21 protein-coding genes are annotated in these 25,042 nt (G+C 59.9%); 11 read left to right on the top strand and 10 right to left on the bottom strand.

Translation table 11 applies throughout. From position 1 onward, the window contains the following. Window positions 1-61: 61 nt before the first annotated feature. A complete protein-coding gene (locus tag CQ012_RS13185; protein WP_105658609.1) occupies window positions 62-736 on the bottom strand; it encodes a response regulator in 675 nt (224 codons plus the stop codon). 313 nt (window positions 737-1,049) lie between these two features. Between CQ012_RS13185 and CQ012_RS13195 the strand changes: the two genes are divergently transcribed. Next, on the top strand, window positions 1,050-2,234 hold the full coding sequence (locus tag CQ012_RS13195) for a sensor histidine kinase (protein WP_105662420.1): 1,185 nt from the start codon (window positions 1,050-1,052) through the stop codon (window positions 2,232-2,234). Window positions 2,235-2,862: 628 nt separating this feature from the next. Here the strand turns inward: CQ012_RS13195 and CQ012_RS13200 are convergent. Next, window positions 2,863-4,068: a hypothetical protein gene (locus CQ012_RS13200; RefSeq protein WP_105662421.1), complete on the bottom strand. Its 1,206-nt coding sequence runs from the start codon at window positions 4,066-4,068 to the stop codon at window positions 2,863-2,865. A gap of 323 nt (window positions 4,069-4,391) precedes the next feature. Here CQ012_RS13200 and CQ012_RS13205 point away from each other — a divergent pair, with 323 nt between their 5' ends. Next, a complete protein-coding gene (locus CQ012_RS13205; RefSeq protein ID WP_105662422.1) occupies window positions 4,392-5,669 on the top strand; it encodes an NAD(P)/FAD-dependent oxidoreductase in 1,278 nt (425 codons plus the stop codon). Between the two features lie 103 nt (window positions 5,670-5,772). Here CQ012_RS13205 and CQ012_RS13210 read toward each other — a convergent pair whose 3' ends face one another. Beyond that, the gene (locus CQ012_RS13210) at window positions 5,773-6,627 is read right to left on the bottom strand and encodes an NAD-dependent epimerase/dehydratase family protein (protein ID WP_181149079.1); all 855 of its coding nucleotides are present in this window, start codon (window positions 6,625-6,627) and stop codon (window positions 5,773-5,775) included. Window positions 6,628-6,703: 76 nt separating this feature from the next. Here CQ012_RS13210 and CQ012_RS13215 point away from each other — a divergent pair, with 76 nt between their 5' ends. The 4 genes from CQ012_RS13215 (at window position 6,704) to CQ012_RS13230 (ending at window position 11,065) form a co-directional block, all read left to right on the top strand. Further along, window positions 6,704-7,948, top strand: a complete 1,245-nt coding sequence (locus CQ012_RS13215) for an MFS transporter (protein WP_181149080.1) — start codon at window positions 6,704-6,706, stop codon at window positions 7,946-7,948. 83 nt (window positions 7,949-8,031) lie between these two features. Further along, the gene (locus CQ012_RS13220; protein ID WP_105658603.1) at window positions 8,032-8,448 is read left to right on the top strand and encodes a LexA family protein; all 417 of its coding nucleotides are present in this window, start codon (window positions 8,032-8,034) and stop codon (window positions 8,446-8,448) included. Then, a complete protein-coding gene (locus CQ012_RS13225) occupies window positions 8,438-9,730 on the top strand; it encodes a Y-family DNA polymerase (protein WP_105662424.1) in 1,293 nt (430 codons plus the stop codon). The genes CQ012_RS13220 and CQ012_RS13225 overlap by 11 nt, the downstream gene beginning before the upstream one ends. 69 nt (window positions 9,731-9,799) lie before the next feature. Next, entirely contained in the window at window positions 9,800-11,065 is a 1,266-nt protein-coding gene (locus tag CQ012_RS13230) for a glycoside hydrolase family 3 N-terminal domain-containing protein (protein ID WP_105662425.1), read from the top strand. Between the two features lie 90 nt (window positions 11,066-11,155). Here CQ012_RS13230 and CQ012_RS13235 read toward each other — a convergent pair whose 3' ends face one another. From CQ012_RS13235 to CQ012_RS13255, 5 genes are all read right to left on the bottom strand, one after another. Continuing rightward, the gene (locus CQ012_RS13235; RefSeq protein WP_105662426.1) at window positions 11,156-14,437 is read right to left on the bottom strand and encodes a S8 family peptidase; all 3,282 of its coding nucleotides are present in this window, start codon (window positions 14,435-14,437) and stop codon (window positions 11,156-11,158) included. A gap of 353 nt (window positions 14,438-14,790) precedes the next feature. Next, window positions 14,791-15,279 (bottom strand): FBP domain-containing protein, encoded by a 489-nt coding sequence (locus tag CQ012_RS13240; RefSeq protein ID WP_105658599.1) that lies wholly within the window; start codon window positions 15,277-15,279, stop codon window positions 14,791-14,793. A gap of 362 nt (window positions 15,280-15,641) precedes the next feature. Beyond that, a complete protein-coding gene (locus CQ012_RS13245; protein WP_105662427.1) occupies window positions 15,642-16,463 on the bottom strand; it encodes a hydroxymethylpyrimidine/phosphomethylpyrimidine kinase in 822 nt (273 codons plus the stop codon). Window positions 16,464-16,499: 36 nt separating this feature from the next. Further along, window positions 16,500-17,114 (bottom strand): hypothetical protein, encoded by a 615-nt coding sequence (locus tag CQ012_RS13250; RefSeq protein WP_105658597.1) that lies wholly within the window; start codon window positions 17,112-17,114, stop codon window positions 16,500-16,502. Window positions 17,115-17,238: 124 nt separating this feature from the next. Beyond that, entirely contained in the window at window positions 17,239-17,946 is a 708-nt protein-coding gene (locus tag CQ012_RS13255; RefSeq protein WP_105662428.1) for a TetR/AcrR family transcriptional regulator, read from the bottom strand. A gap of 355 nt (window positions 17,947-18,301) precedes the next feature. Here CQ012_RS13255 and CQ012_RS13260 point away from each other — a divergent pair, with 355 nt between their 5' ends. The 4 genes from CQ012_RS13260 (at window position 18,302) to CQ012_RS13275 (ending at window position 21,831) form a co-directional block, all read left to right on the top strand. Then, the gene (locus tag CQ012_RS13260; RefSeq protein WP_105662429.1) at window positions 18,302-19,012 is read left to right on the top strand and encodes a queuosine precursor transporter; all 711 of its coding nucleotides are present in this window, start codon (window positions 18,302-18,304) and stop codon (window positions 19,010-19,012) included. Between the two features lie 66 nt (window positions 19,013-19,078). After that, window positions 19,079-19,774, top strand: a complete 696-nt coding sequence (locus tag CQ012_RS13265) for an ABC transporter ATP-binding protein (RefSeq protein WP_105662430.1) — start codon at window positions 19,079-19,081, stop codon at window positions 19,772-19,774. Window positions 19,775-19,814: 40 nt separating this feature from the next. Next, the gene (locus CQ012_RS13270) at window positions 19,815-21,362 is read left to right on the top strand and encodes a hypothetical protein (RefSeq protein ID WP_105662431.1); all 1,548 of its coding nucleotides are present in this window, start codon (window positions 19,815-19,817) and stop codon (window positions 21,360-21,362) included. A 13-nt stretch (window positions 21,363-21,375) separates the two neighbouring features. Continuing rightward, window positions 21,376-21,831, top strand: coding sequence for a GNAT family N-acetyltransferase (locus CQ012_RS13275; protein WP_105658592.1), 456 nt, complete (start codon window positions 21,376-21,378; stop codon window positions 21,829-21,831). 78 nt (window positions 21,832-21,909) lie between these two features. On the opposite strand, the gene tgt is transcribed toward CQ012_RS13275, so the two are convergent. Beyond that, window positions 21,910-23,208: a tRNA guanosine(34) transglycosylase Tgt gene (gene tgt / locus CQ012_RS13280; protein WP_105662432.1), complete on the bottom strand. Its 1,299-nt coding sequence runs from the start codon at window positions 23,206-23,208 to the stop codon at window positions 21,910-21,912. A gap of 133 nt (window positions 23,209-23,341) precedes the next feature. Here tgt and CQ012_RS13285 point away from each other — a divergent pair, with 133 nt between their 5' ends. Then, window positions 23,342-24,439, top strand: a complete 1,098-nt coding sequence (locus CQ012_RS13285) for an FUSC family protein (RefSeq protein ID WP_286134340.1) — start codon at window positions 23,342-23,344, stop codon at window positions 24,437-24,439. Here CQ012_RS13285 and CQ012_RS13290 read toward each other — a convergent pair. Next, window positions 24,436-24,975 (bottom strand): NUDIX hydrolase family protein, encoded by a 540-nt coding sequence (locus CQ012_RS13290; RefSeq protein WP_105658590.1) that lies wholly within the window; start codon window positions 24,973-24,975, stop codon window positions 24,436-24,438. The two genes, CQ012_RS13285 and CQ012_RS13290, sit on opposite strands and share 4 nt — an antisense overlap. Window positions 24,976-25,042 lie beyond the last annotated feature (67 nt).

The raw sequence follows: 25,042 nt of genomic DNA on the forward strand, positions 1-25,042 counted from the left end.
CGAACCAGCCGGGCAAGGTGTCAAAGAGGTTGACTTCACACTAATAGCTGGAAAGCAGGCGCTAGTCTTTCGGGATTTCGATAAGGCCCATACGCGCGGCCGCAACCAGGGCCTGGACCCGATCGCGAACATTCAGCTTAACGAAAATCTTCGCCATATGGGTTTTAACCGTGGTTTCGGAAATAGTCAGAGTTCTTGAAATCTCGGTATTGTTTAGCCCGCGTGCGAGCAGTTTTAGAATCTCGAATTCCCGATTGGTAATTCCCAAGTCATAGGCCAGTTCTTGAATGTCTTGGGAATTATCCCGGTAAGCTTCGCGAACCGCAGAAACTAGATCAGAAGAAACCGACGGGGAAATGGCTGCAGTTCCTTGGTGAACGGCATGGATCGCATGAATAATTTCATCTGGTTCAGAGTCTTTTACCAAGTATCCGCTGGCCCCAGCGGTCAGTACCGGAACCAGATAGTCGTCCGAAGAAAAGGCGGTAATGGCAAGCACTGAGGGGCTGTCTTCGGCAGATTTGATTGCTTTAGTAGCGCTAACCCCGTCCATTATCGGCATCTGCAAATCCATGAGCACAACGTCCACTTGATTGCCGCTGCAATACTCGACGGCGGCCTGTCCATTTTCAACAGAATTAACCGTTACAATTCCGGGGTCTGTTGCTAGGATTGTGCCCAACGCATGCCGAATTAGAGGTTCATCATCGACAATAAGGACCTTTATTTGTTCCATCTGATTCCTCTGATTCGATGCGGGTGGCCTCATGTTGGCCTGTTCACCTGAAAGTATATAAGTTGATCTGATGTGGAGTTTGTTATGAAGGGTTTGAAAATGCTGGCCGTAGCAGCATTAGTTCTGGCACCATTGACCGCCGTGGCAGCTCCTGCATCTGCCGCGAGCTCTCCAGCCTCCAGCAGTGGCAACGTTGCTACTCCTGCTGGCTTTGGCTCAGCCTTCTCGGAGTGGTTCTGCAAACGCTACGGCGTCGCCTGCCCATAACGCGGTTTATTTGACTTGATCATCTGAGCCGGGAATTATTCGGCATATGAATGGACGACTAAAGGACACCCTGACCAAGCTCTTCGCTGGTCGGGGTGTCATTGTTTGGACTGGTATTGCGGTTCTGATCGCGGTTTCCAGTAGCGAGTTCGTGACTCTGCTGGAAGACGGATTTAGTGGTTCGTCGGATATTTCGGTTCGAGGCGCGTTGCTCGGCGTTGGACTGTGCGCAATTCTTGCGCTTGGTCTTCGCTGGGTTGCCGTATCCGTCGGATTGTTTGTGGCAGTTGCCTATTTCTTCCTCACGGACGGCGCCTTGTTCTTCTGGACTGTCGTTTCATTCATGATTTTTTCGGCGCTGGCAGCTACGGCCAGTGCCATGAGTGTTAGGGCCTTATTCCTAACCTTGTCCGCAGCGTGGATGGTGCAGTTCGGCGTCCAGTCCGGGCAAGACGCGGTTCTGCTTGTCGGGATTGCCCCGTTGACGGCGATGGCGTTCTTCTTAACGAGGAATATTTACTTGCTGCGCGAGAAGAACGAGCTCGCTCTTCGGCAAATGCATACGGTCAAAGAGCAGACTCGTCTTGCTGTCGACCGGGAGCGAAAGAACATTGCCCGGGATCTGCACGATATTGTCGCGCATGACATCACGGTCGTGGCCATGCAGTCGAAGGCCGCGAAATTCGCAAACGATGGGCAGAAGGCCCTCGAAGCTCTGGATGTCATCGCCAAACTGAGTACTGAGACTTTGCACGATTTACGCCTGATGCTCAATGTCCTGAGGGCTGATGGGACCATGGCAGATCCCTCGTCCCAGGGCATTGATAAGCCGGCCGCTACTACTGTTTACGCGCTTCAGGGTGCAGAACTTTTCGTTCAGAGGCTAAAAGAGGCAAATTTCGAGGTGAGCTCCACCACTGACGAGAAAATTTCCGAATTGCCCCGTTCTGCACAGACTGCGATTTATCGGGTCATGCAAGAAGGTACAACAAATGTGATAAAGCACGGTGCCTTGGGCGGGAAGTGCACCTTCGAACTCACGGTCCAAGGGGCAGAGGGTATCCTGGAAATTACTAATCAGATGGGGAATTTCGACAAGAAGGCGAGTGGGTTGCCCGAAGGCGGGACAGGCCTGATTGGCATGGGTGACAGGATGCGTGCATTTGGTGGAAAGTTTGCAACCAGTTCCGAAAACGGTGTTTGGGCACTGCGCGCAAGCATCCCGTTCTGACCCCTACCCTCCTACTAAAGTATGATTTCGGATTTTCGCAGGACGCGATAAGTTAGACATGTATCGGTGAAGACCGATCACCGGGAAGGTACTTGGTGGTGTTTTGCGAGTGGCATCACTAAGGATCCGAGGGTGATTAAAAGGTACGTTGCATTGCGTAAACGGACTGATCTTTCATCGGCGCTGTGCCCCCATCGCACGCCGTTGTCTGTCAGTAATGCAACGTACCTTTTATAACTTAAACCCAGCCCGTGTTTCTGCGTTCTGCCTCACACCTCAGGTCGGAATGGGCCTGCGTGGCGGGGTGTTGCGCCTATGGAGAGCATTTCCTGTCTGGGAAGCGAGCGCGCATGAGTACCCAGGCAGATACGGTTGTTTGGCAACAATAAGGCCTGGCCGTGGAGCCTAAGGGCGGCTTTGATAGCAAGACGGCAGATGCTGCGATCAACGCAGAAGCAACCGCAGATTCTTTGGCCGTGAAGGCCGGCGAACCAAGCGGGGCCCATGGTTCGATCGCCTGCCGTGGCACGACGCCGAGCTGGCCACGCGCATCGGCTAGTCGATGAATCAACGGCAAAGGGTGCGAGAACTCGAATTAGCTCTCGCACCCTTTGCCGTTGCTGGTGGTCTAAACCTCGGAAGCCTCTGCCTCTTGGGTGTCTTTCAAAACATGATCAGAGACCTTGGCCAGCGCTCGTTCCAGTGAAGAGCGCAAGACCACAGGAATCGTGATCTCGTCATTAATCTCGACAAGGCCTTCGCGTTCAAAGACGCGCAGCAGGGACTCGACCTGGGGGACAACCTCCTCAAGGCTGGCAATCAGGTGATGCTGCTCGGCGGGAAGGTCATCTTCGGTCGGAACTTGCAACGCGAACTCGGCACGTGGCGGTGTCGATGATGCGGCATTGCTCAACACGCCGGCCACCATCTCGGCGATCTGCGCCTTGCCCGGCTGCTCCAAGGTGTTGATCAGGATGTGCGAGTAGAGAACCTCTGCAATCAGCTCCTTGACCAAGCGGGCGCCTTGTCCGCTGGATGCCAGCAGCGCATCGCTGAGCGACTCGGTTGGGGTTGCGTTCGGTTCCTGGTAGCGCAGCATGGCCGTGCCGATCAGGGCGTCCCAGTATGCCGATAGGCGTGGAATGTCGGCCAGCGAAGAAACGGCAGTGCCGTCTTCCGGCTCCCACTGGGCATCCTCTGGAACGCCGGCGGATTCATCGACCTTGACGAACAGGCCCAGCGCGCTGGCCGCATCCTGCAGCGTATCGCCGGTGAGTACGCCAGCTGGGGTGGTCGGCTTGCCTTCGCCAACCCAGCTGATCAACTCGCGAGCCGCAAAAACGAAGGGCATCGCTTCGAGGCTGCCGTTGGCCTCATCATCTTCGAGATAAGGTGCCACGATGGGTGAATCGCCAGCCATGCGGGAGAGGAATTCGAAAGTCTGCTTGAAGTCATCCACGCTTCCGCCGAAATTAGCGGTCGTGCCCAGGAAAGTCAGGTAATGCTTGAGGATCGCAGCGCTGGCTTCCGAAACTTCCTTGCCCAGCGACGTCAAGTGGCCCAGCTGTTCACCCAGAATCGTCGGATCCAGGGTTTTGACGTCAACGCTCTGGCGCAACTGGGCATGCACGGTCAGCAGGGTAGTGAGCCCTTCGAGCGCTGCGCGGGTCTCGCTGGCTGCCTGGCCCTCTTCGTGGAAGTGGCGGAAGAGCGAGGACTTGAATGGCTGAAGAGCTTGGCGCACTTCAGATTCAAAAGGCACGCTGCTGGCGCCGGAACGGCGGGCTGGATGACCCTGGGCAGGCTTCTTCTTGGCTGGTTTACGTGAGGCCATGAGTGTGGTGCAGTTCCTTAGAAATGGCTGATCGGCGGGATTGGTAATTCGCTTCTCTCCAGTCTACGCAGGACGCGCTGGAGGCGAAGTTCCCGATGGGCGATAGTGATGCAGCCTCTGGGGAAAGTGCCCGTACGGGAGGAAGTACTTGTTGAAAGTTCGGAATAGGCAATCATTTACCGCAAGAAACACGAACCTCCTGCCGGTGTGGTGGCGCTCACCGTCGAATCGTCAGGACGCGTTGATTTTCCCTGGGGATCGCGCGACAGTGAAGACATGCGGGCTCGTGTGGAGAGGCCGTCGAAATGCTAGGAGAGTGGATCATGGCTGGAGTAGGCGTGCCAGATCATGTCGTTGTTGTAGGCGCTGGCTTTGTTGGCCTGTCGACCGCTTGGTACCTGCAGGAAGCGGGCATTAAGGTCACCGTCGTGGATCGCGGCGGCGTCGCGTCCGGTTCCTCTTGGGGTAACGCCGGCTGGTTGACCCCAGCGCTGACCCTGCCCATCGCAGAGCCTGCAATTTTCAAGAACGGCCTGAAGATGATGCTCGACCCGGCATCCCCGCTGTACATTCCGCTGAAGGCCGATGCCAAGTTGCTCCGCTTCCTGATCGGTTTTGCCTGGCACTCGACCCCGAAGAAGTGGGAAGAAGCCATGCGGGTCTACTCGGAAATCGGCGCGACCGGTTTGGATGCCTTCGACGAAATCGCGCAGGCGACTTCGGCAGGGCCGGGAGTGCAGGAGCCGACCAAGCCGGCAAATCCATTCTTGACCGGTTTCACCTCGCTCAGCGACCGCGATGCGCTGCTGCATGAATTCGAGATGATCGAGAAGACCGGCGGCGAAGTTGATTACGAATTGCTCACCGGCGACGAGTTGCGCGGCATCGAGCCGACCCTGTCCAATAAGGTCGCTGCGGGCGTAGCCATCAAGAACCAGCGCTACATCAACCCGCCGAAGTTCATGGATTCACTGGCCGAATCCGTCATCGCCCGCGGCGGCGACATCATCGGAGCCTTCAACGTCACCGATGTGCGCGACAACGGCGGCTCGGTCACCGTCATCGGTTCCGAAGGCCGTTCAATCACCGCGGATCACGTGGTGCTGGCTACCGGTGCTTGGATGACCGACATGGCCAGCAAGTTCGGTGTGAACGTTGTGGTTCAGGCAGGCCGCGGCTACTCGTTCACCGTGGAGCCGGAACACATGCCAACGCACCCGATCTACTTCCCGACCCAGCGCGTTGCCTGCACCCCGCTGGGCGATCGCTTCCGCATCGCCGGCACCATGGAATTCCGCGACGCCAACCACAAGCTGGAGCCGAAGCGCATTGAGGCCATCGTTGCCGCTGCGACCCCGGTCTACCAGGGGATTAACTGGGAGAACCGCAAAGAAGAATGGGTGGGTGGACGCCCATGCACCGCGGACGGCATGCCACTCATTGGCCAGACCGGATCCTCGCGCGTGTCGGTTGGCGGTGGCCACGGCATGTGGGGCGTTGCGCTGGGACCGCTGACTGGCAAGATCCTGGCTGCCCAGATTGCTGGCCAGCAGGTTCCAGGCATCGCCCGGCACTTCAACCCCTTGCGCAAGGGGTTCTAGGCGTTTCGGTCCACACCCGGAACGAAATAAAACAACCGGCTTGCGGTGCATCATGGCGATGCGCTGCAAGCCGGTTTTCCTTTAAGGCTGTCTTTTACGCGCTTTAGGCGTGGCGGGTTGATGTCCCGGCAAGGATCGCGCGGTAGCCTTCGGCAAATCCCGGATACTGCAGTTCAAGCCCGCTGGCTAGCAGCTTGGAATTATCGAGCCGGCGGTCGGCAGCACGTCGAGCCGGGGCTTGTCCTGCCTCTTCCGGCGCAGGCAAATCAAGTTCCTTGGCCAAAAACTGGTAGACCTCGCCTAGCTGGGCTGGGGTGCTGTCACTGGCCAGGTAGAGGCCAGCGGCTTGCTCTCCCAGCGCCGCAACGTGAACGATGGCCGCGGCCAGATCATCGCGGTGGATGCGGTTGGTCCAATGCGAGCCCGCGGGAATCTGTGCGGCTCCGGCAGTGACATGATCGATGAGCCGGGTGCGGCCCGGGCCGTAGATTCCCGACGCCCGCAGGATTGTTACCGGCAGGCCGCTGCCGGCGAGCGCTGCCTCGGTGTGCGCAAGGACCTGCGCGGTGGGGCTACCTGGGGCAAGCGGTGCCGATTCGTCGACGAGTTCTCCGTTGGCGCCGCCCATCACTGCGGTGGAGGAAATGTAGATAAGCCGGCGAAGATTGGGGCATTGGGTTGCCAGCCGGGAAGCCAGTTCTTTGGCGACCTGCAGATAGCCGCGCGTGTAGCCATCGGCATCGCGGGTGGCCGGTACGGGAGTGAGCACGACGATTTCGGTCTGCGGATCGATGCTTGGCCACTGGGCGGCATCGAGCAGGTCTACGCTGTGGCCGTTAAATCCTGCGGGCAGCTTCTGGCTGTTGCGCCGCCAGCCGGTGATGTGATGGCCCTCCTGCTGGAGCCGCAGTCCTGCCTCGGTGGCGACATCTCCGCAGCTGACCAGTAATACTTTCACGAGACTCCTTTGGCGCGATATGTCCTCGGAGGCGAATCCCCCTACCCATAGACTAGAACCTTTAGGCCAGCGTGGCATGCGCGCGGAGGAAGGGGGCCAGGTGCAGTCTTCGGTGCGTTGCGTCCTGTTCTGCGTGGTTGCATTGCTCTCCATGCTCGGCGAGGGCATGGCGGTCTTTGCCTTGACCCTGGAATCCGCTGATCAGTTGGGGTCCTGGGGCGTAACCGCGTTGTTCCTCGCCGGCCTAGTTCCGCCGATCCTTGCCGCTCCGGCTATAGGGCGTTGGGTGGATGGGTCAGCCCTTTTCCGGGTGGGGATCCTGAACCTGTGCGTGCATGTGGCGATTTTCGCGGTGATGGCCATTGCCTCCAATATCTTCGCGAGCCTCGCCTTGATGCCTGTGGCCAGTATTTGCGCGGTGGTAAACGGAGCGGTTATTTTCAAGATCATTCCGCGCATCCGCGGAGGCTTCAGCATTGCTCGTGCCAGCAGCTTCCTTGTCGTAGCGACGTCCCTGGCGGGAATCATCGCGCCGGCGATAGCTTCACTCGTCTTCGCGAAATCGGGGATCGGCGCGGTGCTTTGGTACGCGGCGGCAGGATTCCTGGCACTGGCCCTGGCAGCCATCTTCCTGTCCCGCTCGCAAGCCGCCAACGGGACAGGAACAGACGCAGCGAACGAGCCGGATCAGGGTGGACCGGTATCGCCCGGTGGAGCTGCACTGACGCGCAATCCACAATTGCCGATCTTGCTGCTCCCGGTGGCGGCGATCGTGCTGTTTACCGCAGCAGAAGGCGTTTCGGGGGTGTTCTACCTGCGAGAGATCACCGAAAACGACACTGGATATGCGGTATTGCTCGGTGCCTGGTCCGTAGGTGCAGTGTTCGGTTCCCTGCTGGGAGGCAATCGCCGCTTCGGTACCCGAAGCGCCTTGCCGATTCTGCTCGGCGGAGGGCTGGTGGGCGCCGCGATCCTCACGGAAGGGCTCTGGGCCAACGCGGCTGGCCTGGCCTTGGTGTTCCTTGCCGGCGGGTTGGGCAATGGACTGCACAATACTGGAGTGCGAACAGCCATTTACGAATACGTGCCGGAAGCCCGCCATGGCGCTGCTTGGGCGCAGCTGCGGATGCTCATCAACATCATGGTCGCATTGGGCTATCTCATCGGCACCCCGGGATTGCTGATTGGCCCGGCCAGGGCAATTATCGTGATCTCCGGTGCCGCGACGCTGCTGGTTATCGTTTTATCCGCCGCGCTGTACAGCTGGAAAGCGCAGGCCAGGGTCCATGGGAGGACCTCCGCCACGGAGCCCCGGGACTAGCGCGCTCGCCGGAAACATGAAGGTTGCTGGATAACGCGCTACAATTCAAGTATTCGAATATTTGTACTAGAAAGTGGTGGGGTGTGGCTGAAGAACAGGAGCTGATGCCTCCGGGAGCAACCCAAGGGCCGGTCCAAGCGGTATCCGCGATGGGTTTCCCCTCGCCAGCACGCGATTATTTTGACGGCGGACTGGACCTGAACCGGTTGCTGGTCCGTGATCGTGTCTCCACCTTCATCATGCGCGTCTCGGGCCACGCCATGCGGTCAGCTGGTATCTTCGACGGCGATGAAGTGATCGTGGACCGATCGCTGGCAGTGCGCCACGGCTCTGTGGTCATCGTCAACCTCAACGGGCAGATGCTGGTGCGCCGCTGGCAGATTGACGGCCACGAGGTTGGGCTGCTCAGCGATGAATCGCCCCTGCCCGTGGTACTGGCCGAAGGCGATGAGGTCAGCGTCTTCGGCGTCATTACCAGGTGCCTGCATCATGTCCGCTGACCACGTATCCCTGGTGGACGTCAACAATTTCTACGTCTCCTGCGAGCGGGCCTTCGACTATTCGCTGCGCAATCGTCCCGTGGTGGTGCTGTCGAACAATGACGGCTGCGTGGTGGCCCGTTCCCAGGAAGCCAAGGATCTGGGCATTCCTACTGGAGAACCCTTCTTCAAGGTCCAACGCTATATGGACTCCCACAACCTTGCGGTGCGGTCCAGCAACTATGAACTGTACGGGGACATTTCTGCCCGGGTCATGGAATTGCTCGGGCGCTTCGGGACCTGGCACGAGGTGTATTCCATCGATGAATCTTTCGTCGGCCTGGAAGGCAACCTGGAGCAGGTGCGCAGCACCGCGGCCCAGATCCGTGCAGCCATTGACAAGACTATTGGGGTGCCAGTCTGCGTGGGTGTCTCATCCACCAAGACCCTGGCGAAGCTGTCCAACCATATTGCCAAGCACAATCCGGGACTGGGCGGAGTCTGCGTCCAGCAGCTCATGGATCCCGAGGTCCTGGGCAGTATCCTGAACCGGGTTCCAGTCACCGATGTCTGGGGTGTGGGCCGCAAAACCGGTGCCAAGCTGGCAGCCATGGGCATTGAATCCATCGCGGACCTGCAAGCAGCGGACCCATTGGCGATCCGCAAGAAGTTTTCTGTCGTCTTACAGCGCACGGTCTTCGAACTCAACGGGCAACGTTGCATCGGTCCGGTGGAGGAACGCGCGGATCGCGGCCAGGTCATGTTCACCCGTTCCTTCTCCACGCCGGTGCGCACCTATGAAGCGATGGAAGAAGTCATGTCCATCTATGCGCAGAAGGCTGCCGGCCGCTTGGCGCGCGAAGGCCTGTACGCTTCATTGCTTACCGTCACCGCGGGCACCAGCCGCTTCGCCCGGGGAGAAGCCTCATTCCCCAGTGCCCAGGTGCGCCTGCCGCGTCCGACGCGGGATCCCATCGTGCTCAGCAAGCTGGCAATTGCCGCGATGCGGGATCTGATGAAACCGGGAATGGACTATGTTCGCGGGGGAGTGATCCTCTCCGGCCTCAGCGATTCTCCGGGTGAGCAACAGCTGGATCTCTTTGGCCAGAGTCCCGATCCGGCTGCCGAGGAACAAGAGAACGTCTCGTCGGTAGTCCAGGATATCTCCCTTCGATTCGGTGCTAAATCCATTGGCCTGGGGCATGCCGGGATGGCCAAAATCCCTGAATGGTCGATGAAACGAGAGCATATTTCGCAGCGCTACACCACCGACTGGGATGAACTGCTGGTGGTGCGTGCCTAGCGTTCTGCCCATGGCAAAAGGTTCTCGGCTCTTCGGCAACTTCGCAGTTTACGGTGGGAGGATGATCTCATGACTACCCGTGCCAAGCAGCTCATGTCAGTCGGAATCCTGATGACGGTGATGCTCGCTAGCTGCAGTGCGCCGAATACCCAAGAACCAGCTTCGAGCACGTCCGCGGGCAGTTCCAGCAGCCCGAGCAGTACGGGGACTCCTGCGCAGCAGGCAACTCCCAGCCCGTCCGGCAACTCCAGGGCTGAAGAAAGGCCATCGCCTAGCCGCAGCCAGGAACCCTCGCTGCGCCAGCAAGCAGAAGCGCTGGCCGACGAGCTGAGCGCCAGCGAACAGGCAGCGAGCCTCGTGATGGCCGGTGTCCCGGCAACAGGAGCAACCGCTGCGGAAATTTCTGCGATGAAGAAGCAGGGAATTTCCAATGTCTTCCTGCGCGGCCGTTCGCAACTGCCGGTGAAGCAGACCGCCGCCCAGGTCCAGGAAATTACCCAGGGCTTGGAGTCCGGCATTCCCGGGCAATTGCCGGTCTGGGTGGCCACCGATCAGGAAGGGGGTTTTGTCCGGGTGCTCCAGGGCCCCGGTTTCACCGAACTGCCGACTGCGTTGACGCAGGGAGGGTGGCCTGTATCGAAGCTGGAGCGTGAAGTGGGCGCCGCCGGGAAAGAACTGGCTGAAGCCGGCATCAACGTGAATTTGGCTCCGGTGGCTGACGTTGTTCCTGCCAGTATCGGCACCGGCAACGCACCCATCGGCTACTTTGGCCGCGAATACGCGCATGACGCCTCGGGGGTCTCCAAGGCCATTTCGACGGTGAACGAAGCGCTGCGCTCCGAAGGCGTGCAACCGGTAGTCAAGCACTTCCCCGGATTGGGCCGGGTCGCTGGGAACACCGATACCAGTACCCAGGTGACCGATACGAAGATCGCTGCGGCCTCCAGCGATCTGCAGCCATTCGAGCAGGCTATCGAGCAGGGCAAGTCCTGGGTCATGGTCTCCAACGCCCGCTACTCCCGGCTCGATGGAAAGAATGATGCACCGTTCTCTTCGAAGATCATCACCGGATTGCTGCGTGAGCAAATGGGGTATGGGGGAATCGTGATTTCCGATGACTTGTGCGAAGCCAAGCAGGTCGGCTACCTGCCGGTGGGCGAGCGCGCAGTGAAGTTCGTGGCCGCCGGCGGAACTGTTCCGCTATGCGTTAAATCGGCTCCGGCCATCACCATGGCGAAGGCCCTGGCCGCCGAGGCCAAGGCCGATGGGAAATTCGCGGCCCAGGTCAGAGAAGCCGCAGTACTGGTTCTCGAAGAGAAGCTGCGCATGCAATAAGCTGCACGGCTGGATCTTAAAGGTGTAGGCCCGGGGCTCTTCCTTACTCGCTAGGAAGTGCCCCGGGCCTGCTCTTGGGAGGTGGAAGGCCTACTTCTTGCCCTTCTTCTTTCCGTCAGTTACTTCCAGAACCTGTGCACGGTCATCATTGCCGTTGTGCAGGTGAAGCAACAGTGCCTTCGATGCCTTGGTGCTGTCGGCAACGGTCACCGGGATCTGGGTACCGGACAGATCGGTGAACAAGGTGCCTTCTGCACCGAAATCAACCTGTGGCGCTGCCACGTTGAAGTCGATCCAGTCGGTCTGGTCAACCGGGATCATCGAGCCGTTCTCATCGGTGTTGTACCAGGAGTAGCCCAGCACACGGTAGGAGATCTCCGCCGAATCCTCATCGAGCCCCAGGGCTGACAGGGAGATCGGGAAGACCGCTGCATTGGTGTCGAAGGTGTTGGTATCGACATCGCCGAGCATGCCGTTCACTGGCTGCAGATCAACTTGCTCGCCGGTGGCGAGGTTGAAGGTTGCTGCCAGGTCAAGGTCAACTTCGTCGAATGCGGCGTTGAAGGTAACGAAGTCGGCTTCGCCGTCGCCATTGGTATCGATCTCGACATCCAGCTCGGTGCCGCCAGCCAGGTGGGCCCAGTTGGCCCAGGTGGAGATGCCGACGTTCAGCAGGCCGTCAGCCACACCGGTGCGGGCAGCGGTGCTCGATGCGCCCACGTGCTGCAGGTCCACGGAACGGGCCGCCGGGATGCTGTCCAGCGAATCGTCGCCGCGTTCACTCGAAGCACCCAGTTCGAAGGCGCCGAGCAGGGAGGTGACCGAAGTAGCGCCCTCGCCAGCAGTGATGTCCTTGCCCTTCAGGCTCAGGGTGGTGGTATCCGCGCCCTTCTTCATCTTCTTGAGCTTGCCCTCCATGTCAGCAGCCAGCTTGGGTGCTGCCTGGACTGGAATGCGCAGGGTCGGAGCATTGCTGGCAGTCAGCTCGACGCGACCGCTGGCATCGGCAACCCAGGCACGAGCCAGACCGGACTGGCTGGTAGCCATGGTTGGATCGATGGTCTTGGCCCACTGCTGCGGGTCAACGCTCAGGGTGACGTTCAGCTTGGCGCTGCCGCCGGCCGGCACGGTGACACTGCTGCGATCCAAGGTGAAGCTTGCGCCTGGGATCTCGGTAGCGGCCACGTAGTTGGCGTCGTAGCTCTGCGCCTTGCCGCTGGTGTTCTCAATGGTGATTTCGCGCTGCGCGCTGAACGGCTTCTTGCCTCCCAGCTCGATAACGCCGAAGACCACGCTGGTCAGATCCGCTGCCTCGGAATCGTAGGCGAAAGCAGGGCTCTGGAGTGCTGCATCGGCCATCACGCGACCGGAACCAACACGGTTCGGACCGTAGGCTTCGCCATTGGCAGCCTTGATGTCGGTGGCCGCGGTGTTCATGATGATGCTCTTGGCTTCATATGGGGTGTAGTCGCTGTCTTCCAGAACCAGCGCGGCGATACCAGCAACCAATGGAGTGGCCATCGAGGTACCGGTCATCACGGCGGTGCCAGTACCGGTGCCCACGCCAACCGAGCCGATCTGCGTACCTGGGGCAGCCACATCCGGCTTGACCACGCCGTTGGAACCGTGGACGCCACGCGATGAAGAGGAATTCAGCGTGTCTGCAACGCCGGACTCGCTGGAGGAACCGCCAACGAATTCGGGGGACAGGGTAACCTGCAGCCTGCCAGCTTCAGCTGCTGGGCGCAGCTTGTTCGACTCGTCCAAGGTGAACTGCGCACCCGGGATGGTCGCGTTGCCGGCGATGCCTGCATCGAACAGGTTGCTTTCTGCATCCAAGAGGACACCGGTGGCACCGGCGGCTTCAGCGTTGTTGAAGCGGGCGCCGGAACCGCAAGGGAACTCGCCGTTCTCGCTCCACTGCAGCCAAACCCACTTGCCTTCCAGTGAACCTTCTTCGAATGCGTCGCAACCGAATGCGTTATCGGCCGGAGCCATCACTGCTTCTCCGGACAAGGCGGCCGGATCAGCATTGGTGTAGTTGAAGTTCGCCGAGTACTGGCCCGAGGCCGAACCGGCGACATTGTCGGGACCATCGACCTGGATCTTGTCCAGGGTGACGTGCGAGCCAACGGAGTTGGCTACGGTCAGCGAGGAACGCGAGTTGCCCGGCGAACCGCCCACGTCGGTGACATCGCCGGCATTGCCGGAAGCGACAACCGAGAGGATGCCGGCTGCGCTCAGGGCGTCGACAATGTCATTTTCAGGGTCGTTGGCCGGGGAATGATCCGAACCAAGGGACATGTTGACCACGTCGGCGCGGTCCGAGAAGTCGCCGTCGCCGTTCGGATCAAGTACGTAGTCCAGTGCTTGGCCAACCACGGAGGAGGAGCCGCCGCAACCGAAGACGCGGATGCCGATGAGCTGTGCGTCAGGGGCCGAGCCCGGGCCGACCTTCATCTGCGCCAGCGCGTCGGCGTCCAGCGAGGAATAGTCCCCGGTGAAGGTCGAGCCATCGGCGTTGACGCCATAGCCTGCGGTGGTTCCGGCAACGTGGGAGCCGTGTCCGGCAGCTTGGCAGTCAAGCGGGTTAGGGTCCGGATGCGGAATTGGCTGGTAGGTGGGATCGTCGGAGTCGGCGTTGTAGTCATCGCCAACCAAGTCCCAACCGCCAATGAACTTGTTGGTGTCGATCAGGCCCGAATCTGCACCGGGCAGCTCATCGGAAGACTGGGCTTCCTTGTAGCCTTCCAAGGTGCCCGGGCCGCCGAAGCTGGCATGGGTGTAATCCACACCGGTATCCAGTACAGCCACCTTGACGCCGTCGCCGGTCTTGTCCAGGGACTTCCATGATTCCAGGGCGCCGGTGTCAACTACCGAGCTGCGGTTGGAGGGCTTCTTGGGAACGATGGAGCTGATCTTGGCAACGTCGCTACGCTGTGCAAGCTTGCGCAGATCAGCGGCATCACCGGTTAGTGCGACACCCTGCAGTGCGTTGTGCGTGGTGTAGATGACCTTCGAGTTGGCCTCGGCTGCCAGCTGCTTGCCCTTGGCCTTGACCTCCTTGCCGATCTTCCTGACCTTGGCAGTGTCCTTCTTCTTGCCGGACTTCTTCACCGTCTCGAAGGCGCCATCACCCTGGAACTGAACGAAAACAGAGACTTCACCAGTTGATTTGGCAAGAGGTCCGGAGACTTTCAGGTTGGACAGCGCTGATGAACTGGTGATTGGCAGGGACGCGGCATTTTCGCCGTCGCCTGGTTGGGGGATTCCTGCTGCGCTTGCCGGTCCTGACAAGGTAACAGCCAGTGCAAGCGCAGTGGCTGATCCCAAAATCAGGCGCGGCACTCTCTGCGTGCGGCGAGTGACCATGATTCTCCTAGCTGGGCTGGATAGCGGTGCTGCTCCCGTCATGGGCGGGCGACATAAAAGCGGTGCGAGCCTTGATGATCGTCCGGGGTAAACGTCCGCTAGTGCGAATACCCATAGCTGGAATCTTAGGTGACGTAGCTCATATATCAAGGGGTTATTGAATAGTAACCTTTGGCTGGATATTGTGCTGGCTTGGGAATTTCACAATAAAATCCGCGAACCACTGCGACAAACCCGCCCAGCAAGGCCTGATGAGCCCGTCCATTTTTGAGAAAATTTGGACGCTTTGTTACTCATCAGTTCACTACTTGCTGGGCGGGCGGCGCCGGAATCGGCTTGAAGGCTGCGGTTGCCTAGAGGCGGTTCAGGAAGCTATGCACGCGCTCGTCGAGCAGCTGGATGCGCTCCGCAACGACAACCATTGGGTCCGGGTAGATCGGATTCTTCGGAGGCGGGATCCGCACATTGCGGGAGCACTCGAAGTTCAGGCAGATCAATGTCCCCAAGGTATTGCCGTCACGTCCAGCCTGGCCAGCGCGCTTGGTCGTCCACATGCCTACCGCGCAGGGGATGTTCACATCGCGGCACATCTCGCACATCGTGGCGTTGGTCGGCTTGCGGCCACCGTCGGTGGGGCGCAAGAGGATGCCGCGGGTCTGCCCCGCTTCGTCGGTGTGGAGCAGGTAGCCGCGCTGCATCATTTTCGGGTCGCGCCAACCCAGGTACTCCAGCGAATCCCACTCGAGGGAGGCGAAGTTTTCGGGCAGGGTCAATTTCTTCGCTTCTTGGCGGCTGGCGTTGATGAAGGAAGAGCGGATGGTTTTTTCGGTCAATGGCTGCATGAGAAATCCTCAAATAGTCCGCACGCGCTTCATGGGCGCACGGAATCACGAATCGTCAAGGTGTTGAGGTCTGCAAGGGAACGAAAAATTGGGGGCACTGGAACATTGCCTAAGGCAGAAGCCCTAAGCGGAAAATGTGTTGCCAACCCCGTTCGATACGCAGACGAACGGGCAGAGCGTCAAAGTGGCTTGCATAGCCGACCGCTCCCTCCTGTGGTTCTCCACGCATTGATTCTGAGCACTTCCGGAATAACCATAACAAGTGCGGTTGGCTTAGGCCAATGACTGGGATCACGGTTAAAGCAGTTTGCTGGCCACCGCCGTGAACGGCAGTGGCCAGCAAACACTCCAGCAGCCAGGGCCTAGCGGCGGCCGCCCTGCCAGAGCGCGTCAAACGGGGTGTTGCCAGAAACGCGGTTGCGGATGCCTTCGGTGACAAACGCCTTGGCTGTGCGGGCTGCCTCCAGCGGGGTAGCGCCCTTGGCCAGCTCTGCAGTTACGGCTGCGGCCAGCGAGCAGCCCGCGCCGGAGACCGCAACTTCGCCGATCTTCTTCTCGCGCAAGACCTCGAGGGTCGTGCCATCGTAGAAAACGTCCACGGCGTCTTCGCCAGCGATGCGGACTCCACCCTTGGCCAGGACCGCCGCGCCGGAGACCTCGTGGATCTTCTTGGCAGCTTCGATCAGATCATCTTCAGTGGTGATCTTGATTCCCGAGAGCTGTTCAGCCTCGAAGTGGTTCGGGGTGACGAACGTAGCCAAGGGCAGCAAGGCAGCCTTGAGGGCTTCGTCGGTGTCCAGTGCGTGGCCTGGTTCCTGGCCCTTGCAAATCAGCACCGGGTCGAGCAGTACGTTGTCCCACTGCTGGGACTTCAACGCGGTGGCAACGGTGTTGATCGTTGCTGGCGAGCCCATCATGCCCAGCTTGACCGTGCTGAGCTTGTCCTCGTAGCAGGCCTGGATGGCTTCGAGCTGATCGGCAATTACCTGCTGGTCAACGGGAACGAAGCGGTGGTTCCAGGAGTCCTTGGGATCGAAGGAGACGATGCAGGTCAAAGCCACGATGCCGAAGGTTCCCAGTTCCTGGAAGGTCTTTAGATCGGCCTGGGCGCCTGCGCCGCCAGTGGCTTCGGAACCAGCGATGGTCAGGGTCATGGCTGGAGAGGCAGTGTTTGTATTAGTCATAGTCTCAATTGCGGGTAGTGCGGGTAGGGAATGGGATTAGCCGTGCTGCCAGAAGCTGAGCGTGGTCGCTTTGGACCAGCCTTCGGGAAGCTGCTGGGCGTGTTCTGCGGTGGCTACCAGCAGCAGCCAGGGCAGCCCGTGGCCGAAGGCTGCGCCTGCAAAGTTAGCCAGTACCGCGCGGCGAGCCGCATCGGGATCAGTGGGGGAGAAAAGGTCCGGGTCGGTAAGCAGGCCGTAGTTTTCGCCGTAGCGCATGCGTCCTCGGGCGACCGGACGGTCGAAGTCGGTCACCTCAACGACGTCATAGTTCTCCATTGGAGCCTCGAAAAGCCCGGACGTATCGGCGAGCTTGACTACCTGCTCGACGTCGTCGGGCTTGCCGGCCAGCAGATGCATGGTCGTGCTTGGCTGCCAACCCGAAGTGGCGAGTTCTGCAGCGGTGCTGTCGTTGGGAGTGCCCAAGAGGATCAAGCGCTGCGCGTCCTTTGGCGCGGACCAGGAAGCATCAGGCCAGTAGCGGAGGATTTCCACGTCTTCACCGTCTTGATTCACCGAACGAATCTCGTGCTGGTTCGGGAAGGAAGCAATGCGATCACGCAGCGTGGCGTAGTCGTGGGTCCAGCTTGGCAGTGCTCGTGCCATTGCGCTCATAGTGCTGCATTCTCCTTTGGTTCGCTAGGGATCACCTATCGGCATGTTTGACTTTACGCCTTAAGGCGCGGTGATACGGAACTCTGTGTCAGGGTGTTTGCCGGCTCGCGCAATCCGCAGCTTTTCAGGAGGCTTTCGGCCGTCTCAGCGGTGAAGGATCTGCCATGGCCACTTCATCAATCCCTGCTGGCCCTGGATCCATCAGTGCCAGCACATCTTCAAAGAGCGAGCGCACCACAGGCAAGCGGCAGAGCACCGCGAACTTGGCGGCAACCGGTGCCATGTTCTTCATCAGAAGTCTGGATCGGCGCTGCTGCGGCGACTGGTCGAAAGCCCACGCCGAGAAGATCTGGCGGGAAACCAGCAGTAAGAACTTCGGCAGATCGCGTCGTATGCCCAATGGGGGCAACGGGCGGGATCCGGAAACGACCTTCTCCCATATCTCCAATTCAATGCTGGAAATCTCGTCGTTGCCCATATCGCGCGCGAGCATCAGACGCAGGAACGCAGGCCCGAAATCGTGATAGGGAGCCAACGCTTCGACGCCCGTGTCGAGTACTGCGCGGATGTTGGCTTCGAGGGTATTTCCCTCTGCGAGCATCCCCGCGCAAAAATCATATTGCTCCCTGCGCAGGTTCAGCAGGAGCTGGGCAACGATCTCCTCTTTGGACTTGAAGTAGTAGTACGCATGCGACAGGGAAACCCCTGCGTTCGAAGCAATGGCACGCATGCTCGAGGCTTTATATCCGTCCGTGGCAAAGCACTCCAAGGCAGTTGCCAAGAGCTTGGCTTGGGTCTGCTGGCCTTTTTCGGTGCGTGGTTGCGTTGTCATGGAGCCTTTGGATGGAAGTGGGTGGATCCGATTCTACCAATTATTTGAACGCGTTCAAAAAAGGAAAATTTTCATGCTGATGTACGGGAGGACGGTCACTGCACTATTTGTTTCCTCGAATTTATAGTTCGAAGACATTCAAGTGAGATATGAATTTTGAAATTCTTTGATTTCTGAAACATGGTTGGTCTTCAACAGGTGAGAACGTGGCCGCAGTTATGCATGGGATACTTGTTGCGTAAGTGCTAATACAGCGGGACAGCGCGCAGGCATGGAACCTTCACCCTTTTGATTCGTGGGCAGGGCCGTGCCTTTTAGCGATGTTCTGGCGAACCACTTTGACAAGGAAAATTTCATGGGCGATTCCAACGCCAGCAACAATCTGATTCGAACCAAGAACGCGGTTTTCGCTTCTTCGGGTTCTCCCTACTTCTCCACGGTGCTCACCTTGATGGGCGCGGTCGTGATTCTTTCGAATATCGGCGCCTCCAAAGGTGTCAGCTTCGGTCCGCTGGTCACCGATGGCGGTTTCTTCCTCTTCCCGCTGGCCTACATTCTGGGCGATGTCATTGCGGAAGTCTACGGATTGAAGGCGGCTCGCCGTTCAATCCTGGTGACTTTCGCCTTGGCCTTCTTCGCAGTGTTCTGCTTCTGGGTCATGATCCAATTGCCATCAGCCGAGTTCTACGACGGGCAAGACGCATTTGAGCGCACCCTTGGCCCGATCTGGCAGATCGTCGTTGCCTCCGCCTGCGGCTTCCTGGTGGGGCAGCTGGCCAACTCATGGGTGCTGGTCAAGCTCAAGGAACGCACCGGCGAGCGTGGGCTGATTCTCCGCTTGATCGGCTCCAGCGGTGTTGGGGAGTTCCTGGATACCCTGATCTTCTGTGCCATTGCAGCGCCAGTTATCGGCATCGCCGATGCGCCGACATTCATCAACTACGTGGTGGTGGGCTTCATCTACAAGACTGCCGTGGAGGTCCTGTTTGTTCCGGTGACCTCGATGGTCATCAAATGGTTCAAGAAGCGCGAACCTGGCTACAGCCAAGCGGCCGTCGCAAGCTAGTGATCCTGTGGGCATCATCCGTGAGGGCGATGCCCACAGCTGTATCCGGACACTAGAATCGATGGCATGCAGACAGGTCAAAGCGCTGAAGTTCAGCTAGAAGCACGCGACTTGACCATTGGCTATCCCAATCGCGTGATCTGCGGGCCGATCAACCTGCAGCTGGCTCCCGGTGCTGGCTTAGGAATTATCGGTGCCAATGGCAGCGGAAAATCAACACTGATCCGCACCATCCTGGGACATCTCATTCCGGTGGAAGGCACCGTCGAGTTCCAAAGCCTTCCCGTGAATGAAAGCTCGGAGCATTTTCGCCGTACCGTCGCAGTACAGGTCACCGATGGCGCCTTCTTCGAAGAACTCACCGTGCGCGAACATCTGGAAATGGTCGCTCGTGGACACGGACTGGATGATTGGGTCCAGTTAGTCCAAGCAGAACTCGACTTCTTCGAAATCACTGCTGCTGACGATCACCTTCCCGGCGAGCTGTCTTCTGGCCAACGCCGTAAGCTGCTGCTCGCCGCGGCCTTGATCCGTCCGGCAGAACTGCTGATTCTTGACGAACCGGAACAACGCCTGGACCTTCGTATCAGGCAGAAGCTGTACCAGCGGCTTGCCGGGGTACGCGCCAAGGGAACAACTTTGCTAGCGGTGACCCATGATCCGCTGATGCTGCGAAGCTGCGTGGACCAAGTGCTGCTTCTGGATGAAGACGAGGGCGAACTGCTTGATCCGCAGGCAGGGGCGCAGTGGCTTGAGCGCTAGCCGGGTTGCAAGCCATGCCGTTGATTTCAATCCTCGAGAAGTGGTCAATCGAGCGAAGAAGCGGCGGAATTTCTCCGAGAAATTCGACAGCTTTTCCGATGCCTATGTCTGGGTGCTGGCCGCGCTGGTGGCGTTGGCCTACCTCTTCAGCGCACTCTTTGGCATGCTGTTTGTGCTCTTGGGCGAGGGCGTAGCGCACCAAGTGCTGCCTAGCGCCGTCTGGCGCTTGCAGGACCTCTCTTTCGTGCTATTGGCCCTGGCCGGCTTGGCAACCTTTCGGCTCATGCTCTATCTGGGGCCTTGCGGGCTCAGTGCGGCCAAGGCCGACTGGTGGCTGCCGCTGCCGGTCAAGCTCCGGGCTATCCGCCAGCCGACGTGGCGAAATGCGCTGCTCATCGGTCTTTTCGCGAGCAGCTTTGCCGGTGCGCTGTGGCTGATCGTGATGCTGGGGCTGGCCGGATCGCTCCCGGTACCCGTTGCAGTCCATGGGCTCGCCTGCTTCGCAGTGGCCGGTGTCGGGCTTGCCAACGCGGCCACGGCGATCCAGGGGAAGAACCAGCAAATAGCTGCGCGAGGGATCTGCGGCTGGGTGGGCCTCGGGCTGCTCATCGCCTTGGCCGTGTTGTGGATGCTCTTGATGTTCCAGATTCCTTGGGCCCAAAGCCTGGTTGGCGCTATGGCTGCGGCCACCTTGGATCCGGCTGCCTGGATGCTCGCCTTGCTCGTTGTCCTGGTACTTAGCGGCGCGAGTACGTACGGTGCGTTTCGCCATTTTGACCAGATTCCGGGCCAGGCATTGCGTTTTGCCGGAGAGCACCAGCAATTCGCCGTGGGGACTTTGATGCAGGGCGACTCGCGTGGCCTCTCGGCTCCGGCGACATCCGCTATTAGCCGCAGGCGCGCACGCGGTGGCAAGCTCACTGCCAAGTTGCCGGTGGCGTGGCGCATTCTCTGCCTCCGTTTGCTGAGGGGAGGCCGTTGGCATTCGGTGGCCGGGTTCCTGCTCCTGGCTTTCGCGTTGGCCGCCACGGTTCAGCGAATTGCCAACCCGCTGAGCGCAGCGGCCTTTTACCTGGTGCTCTGCCTTGTTCTCACCTTGAGCATTTCCGCGACCATTGCACCGCTCGTTTCCGAACGGCAGCTCACCCAGCTTCTAGGGATTTCGGAACAGCGCCTGATGCGGGCAGCAACGCTGTATGCAATGCTCTTTTCAGCCACCGCCTTGCTGTTCTTGACCGGCGGGCTGGGAATGCTGGGCATGATCCAGCTGGATCGCATTTGGCTTTGGATCGCCGCAGGCCTGGTCGCCGCGTTGGGATGTGCTGCGGCAAGCAGTGCCCACGCCAGCAGGGAAGAACGGGACTGGGATGCATTACTCGGGGGAGCCACCAGCGAGTCGGCCGTGGCCACGTATCTTTTCCTGGAAACAGCGACTTTCCTTCGGGCAGCTGCCACGTTCTCGCCAATTTTCTTCTTGGTGCTCAGCCCCGGTACTCCCATTCCCTTGTTGCTGTGGATCGCGGCAATGCTCTTTGGTGCAAGTGCACTGGTTCAAGTTTCCGGCAGGAAGCTGGGCGCGGGGGCGTAGGTAGTCTTGGAGGATGAACGATTTGATTTCCATCCACGAGCCCGATGGGCTTTCCGCAGAATTGCTCTACTCAATACTGAAACTGCGTGCCGAGGTATTCATCGTCGAGCAGCGATCGTGCTACCCGGACATCGATGGCCGCGATCTGGATGCCGGCACTGTGCATCTGGTGGCCACCGAGAACGGGAAAGTGCTGTGTACTGTGCGAATCATGGACAGCGCAAGCGGCACTCCGCGCATTGGGCGGGTTGCAACGGCCGCAGAAGCCCGAGGCCGGGGCCTGGCCGGGGAACTCATGCAGCGTGCCGTGGCGCTTTGCGCTCCGGAGGCGGAGATCCAGCTCAGCGCCCAGACCCAGCTGGAGGGCTGGTACGGAAAGTTCGGTTTCCTCCGCTCCGGAGAAGACTATGACGACGACGGGATCATGCATTTGCCGATGACCCGCGCAGGGCAGAGGGCTTCGGCTTAGAAAAGCCAGAGGCATCGATTCTCCTTGCACTGCCCAGTGCGTGGAGAATCGATGCCTCGACTGCTTTGCGGCCCTTGGCTACAGGGCGGCCGGCTGGCCCTGCGGATCCGGTTCGCCAGCGTAGTAGCTGGAGAGCACCTTGTCCTTGAGCTCGAAGAAGGTTCCATCTTCGATCGCCTGGCGCGCGGATTCAACCAGCGAAACAGTGAACTGCTCGTTGTGGATGGAAATCAACGTGTGGCTGAGCAGTTCCTTGGCCTTGTACAGGTGGTGAATGTACGCACGGGTGAAGTTCTTGCAGGCATAGCACTCGCAGCCTTCCACCAGCGGAGTGAAATCCCGCTTGTAGCGTGCGCCGGAAAGATTGAAACGGCCCCAGGGGGTATAGAACGCCGAGTTGCGCGCAACGCGAGTGGGCGAGACGCAGTCGAAAGTATCGGCACCATTCTCAATCGCGGTGAAGACGTCATCTGGCTCGGAAATGCCCAGCAGGTGGCGCGGCTTGTTCTCTGGAAGCTCTTCGGCGCACCAGCCGACGATGATTCCCAGATTTTCCTTCTCCAAGGCGCCGCCGATGCCGAAGCCATCGAAGGCCATGGCCCCCAAGTCCTGGCAGGCCTTGCGGCGCAGGTCCTCGTACTGGGCGCCCTGGATGACGCCGAACAAGGCTTGGTATTCCTTGCCTTCGCGGGAGTCGGTCAATGCAAAGTGCTCGGCAATGCAGCGCTCGGCCCAGCGCCGGGTGCGCTCCAGGGACTCGACCTGGTAGCCGCGGGAATTCTGCAAGGTAGTCAGCTCGTCGAAGGCGAACATGATGTCCGCGCCGATCCGGTGCTGCACGCCCATGGAGATCTCAGGGGAGAAGCGGTGCTTGGTGCCGTCGAGATGGGACTTGAACCAGACGCCGTCCTCGTCCACATTGGCCAGGCGTTCCTTGCCCGGGGCCACGGCGTCGTCCGGACCAGACTGGTCTACGGACTTCATGTCGATGACCTTCTTGAAGCCCGAGCCCAGGCTCATGACCTGGAATCCGCCGGAGTCGGTGAAGGTCGGCCCCTGCCAGCCCATGAACTTGCCTAGTCCGCCAGCTTCATCGAGGATATCCGCGCCTGGCTGAAGATACAGGTGGTAGGCGTTTGACAGCACAGCCTGCGCGCCAAGCTCCTGAACCTGCACCGGGGTGACTGCCTTGACGGTAGCTTTGGTGCCTACCGCAATGAACGCGGGCGTCTTGACGTCGCCGTGCGGGGTACGGATAACGCCGGTACGTCCCAACATCGGGGAACCGTCCGGAGCGGTCAGCCGGGTTCCGACTTCAAAGCCGAATTCATCCTGGCGGGCATGCGGGGCACTGGGGTCAAAGTTCTTTTCGGACACGTACCAAGTGTGCCGTATTAACCGCGCGGTGAGGAAAACGACAGGGGCAATGTGCGCCAAAACCTAACGCTTCACAAGGCAAAGCGCGAATAATGGAGCGTACGTGTTGTGTCCAACGCGACGGAAGGAAGATGTGGGTCTGGAGAATCTGAAGGAATCCGCCAAGGCGCTCATTACGCTGGGGCCTGCCCGCAAGGACCATTGGATCGGCCTGCGCACCGGCATCGGTGTTTTTGCGCCTCTGATCACGCTCTTCGCGATTGACCGGCTGGACCTTGTGGTCTTTGCCGTGTTCGGCGCCTTTACCGGCGTGTATGGGCGCGTGGACGGCTACTGGAACCGGTTGCGGATGCAGGTGCGTTCCGGGGCCTTGTTCTTCGCGGTAATCGCCCTGGCGCTGGCCGCTTCGCACTGGTGGATCGACCATTCGGACCCTGGAATCAAGCAGTGGCAAGTAGTTGGCGCGACGACTCTCGTGGCCGGTGCCTGCTCGGTGCTGGTGGGTTTCATGCGGCTGCGGCCCGGCGGTTCGCTGTTCCACATCTTCGCATTCGCGGCAATTGCCTCGATCCCCGTCCCCGCGCCAATCGGCGAAGCCCTGCTCGTGTCGGCCCTGACGATCTTGTTGTCGGTAGCCATCGGTGCGGCCGGTGCACTCGGGCAGTGGACCAGCTTGTGGAAGCGCACCCCGCTGCCGCCACTATCGGATAACGTCCGCAAGGCCATCTGGTGGGAAGGGCTGTTCTACATCCTGACAGCCGGCGTGGCCGGCGCCTTGGCCAATACCGTGGGCAGCAGCCTGGAAGCCGGGCACAACTACTGGGCGATGGTGGCCGCGGTGGTTCCCCTGGTCGGGCACACCACGACCTTGCGCATCCGGCGCGGCGTGCACCGAATGCTTGGCACCCTGGCAGGCATGGTCCTGATGGCGATCTTGATCTTCCTGAACCCGCAGGTCTGGATCCTGCTCGCCTTCATCGCCATATGCCAATTCATGGCCGAGCTGCTGGTCATGCGCAACTATTTCCTGGCGCAGGTCTTCATTACCCCGATGGCGCTCGTGGGCGTCTCGCTGGTGACGGGCCTGAGCGGCTCGGTGATGTACGACCGCGTGGTCGAGACCCTGATCGGCTGCACCGTGGGCATGCTCGGGGTGCTCTTGGGAAGCTGGGTTGGATCGATCATCAAGCGCCGGCAGGGAATCATTCCAAATAGCGGGCAGCAGGGCTAGATATTCACTCCGACATGGGCTAATGCCTGACGGAGAATATTTTCTCGACCGCCAGCGAACTCGCCCTGGATGTCCGAGCTGAGCGCTTCGCTGGGCGAAAGCCAGGTCAGCTCCAACGCATCGGAGCGAGGGCTGGTCTCGCCGCGAACCGGCACGATGTAGCACATGGATACGGCATGCTGCCGATCATCGGTCAGACCGGTTTCGCTCGGCGCCGGGAAGTATTCTGCAACGGTGAAGGGCACCGGTGAAGCAGGAAGCTGCGGAAGCACCATGGTGCCCAGGTCCTTTTCGATGTGGCGGATCAACGCGGCGCGTATGGTCTCGCGGTACATCACTCGCCCCGAAACGAAGGTGCGCAGCATGCGCCCGTCATCATCGCCGGTGAGCAGCAGGCCCACCTCGTTGACGTAGCCCAGCGGGTCCAGGCGCACGGGAATGGCCTCGACGTAGAGCATGGGCAGGCGCTGCCGTGCCTCGTAGAGGTCTTCTTCGGAGAGCCATCCAGGGTATGGGTCAGGAGTGCGCACGTTCATGGTTCTATCTTCGTACACAAACCCTCGACATTCCGTGAAGCTGGATCTGTGTTGCCGAACTCACCTA

Origin of the sequence: Arthrobacter sp. MYb214 (genome assembly GCF_002979865.1) — a bacterium.
Classification (GTDB): Bacteria; Actinomycetota; Actinomycetes; order Actinomycetales; family Micrococcaceae; genus Glutamicibacter.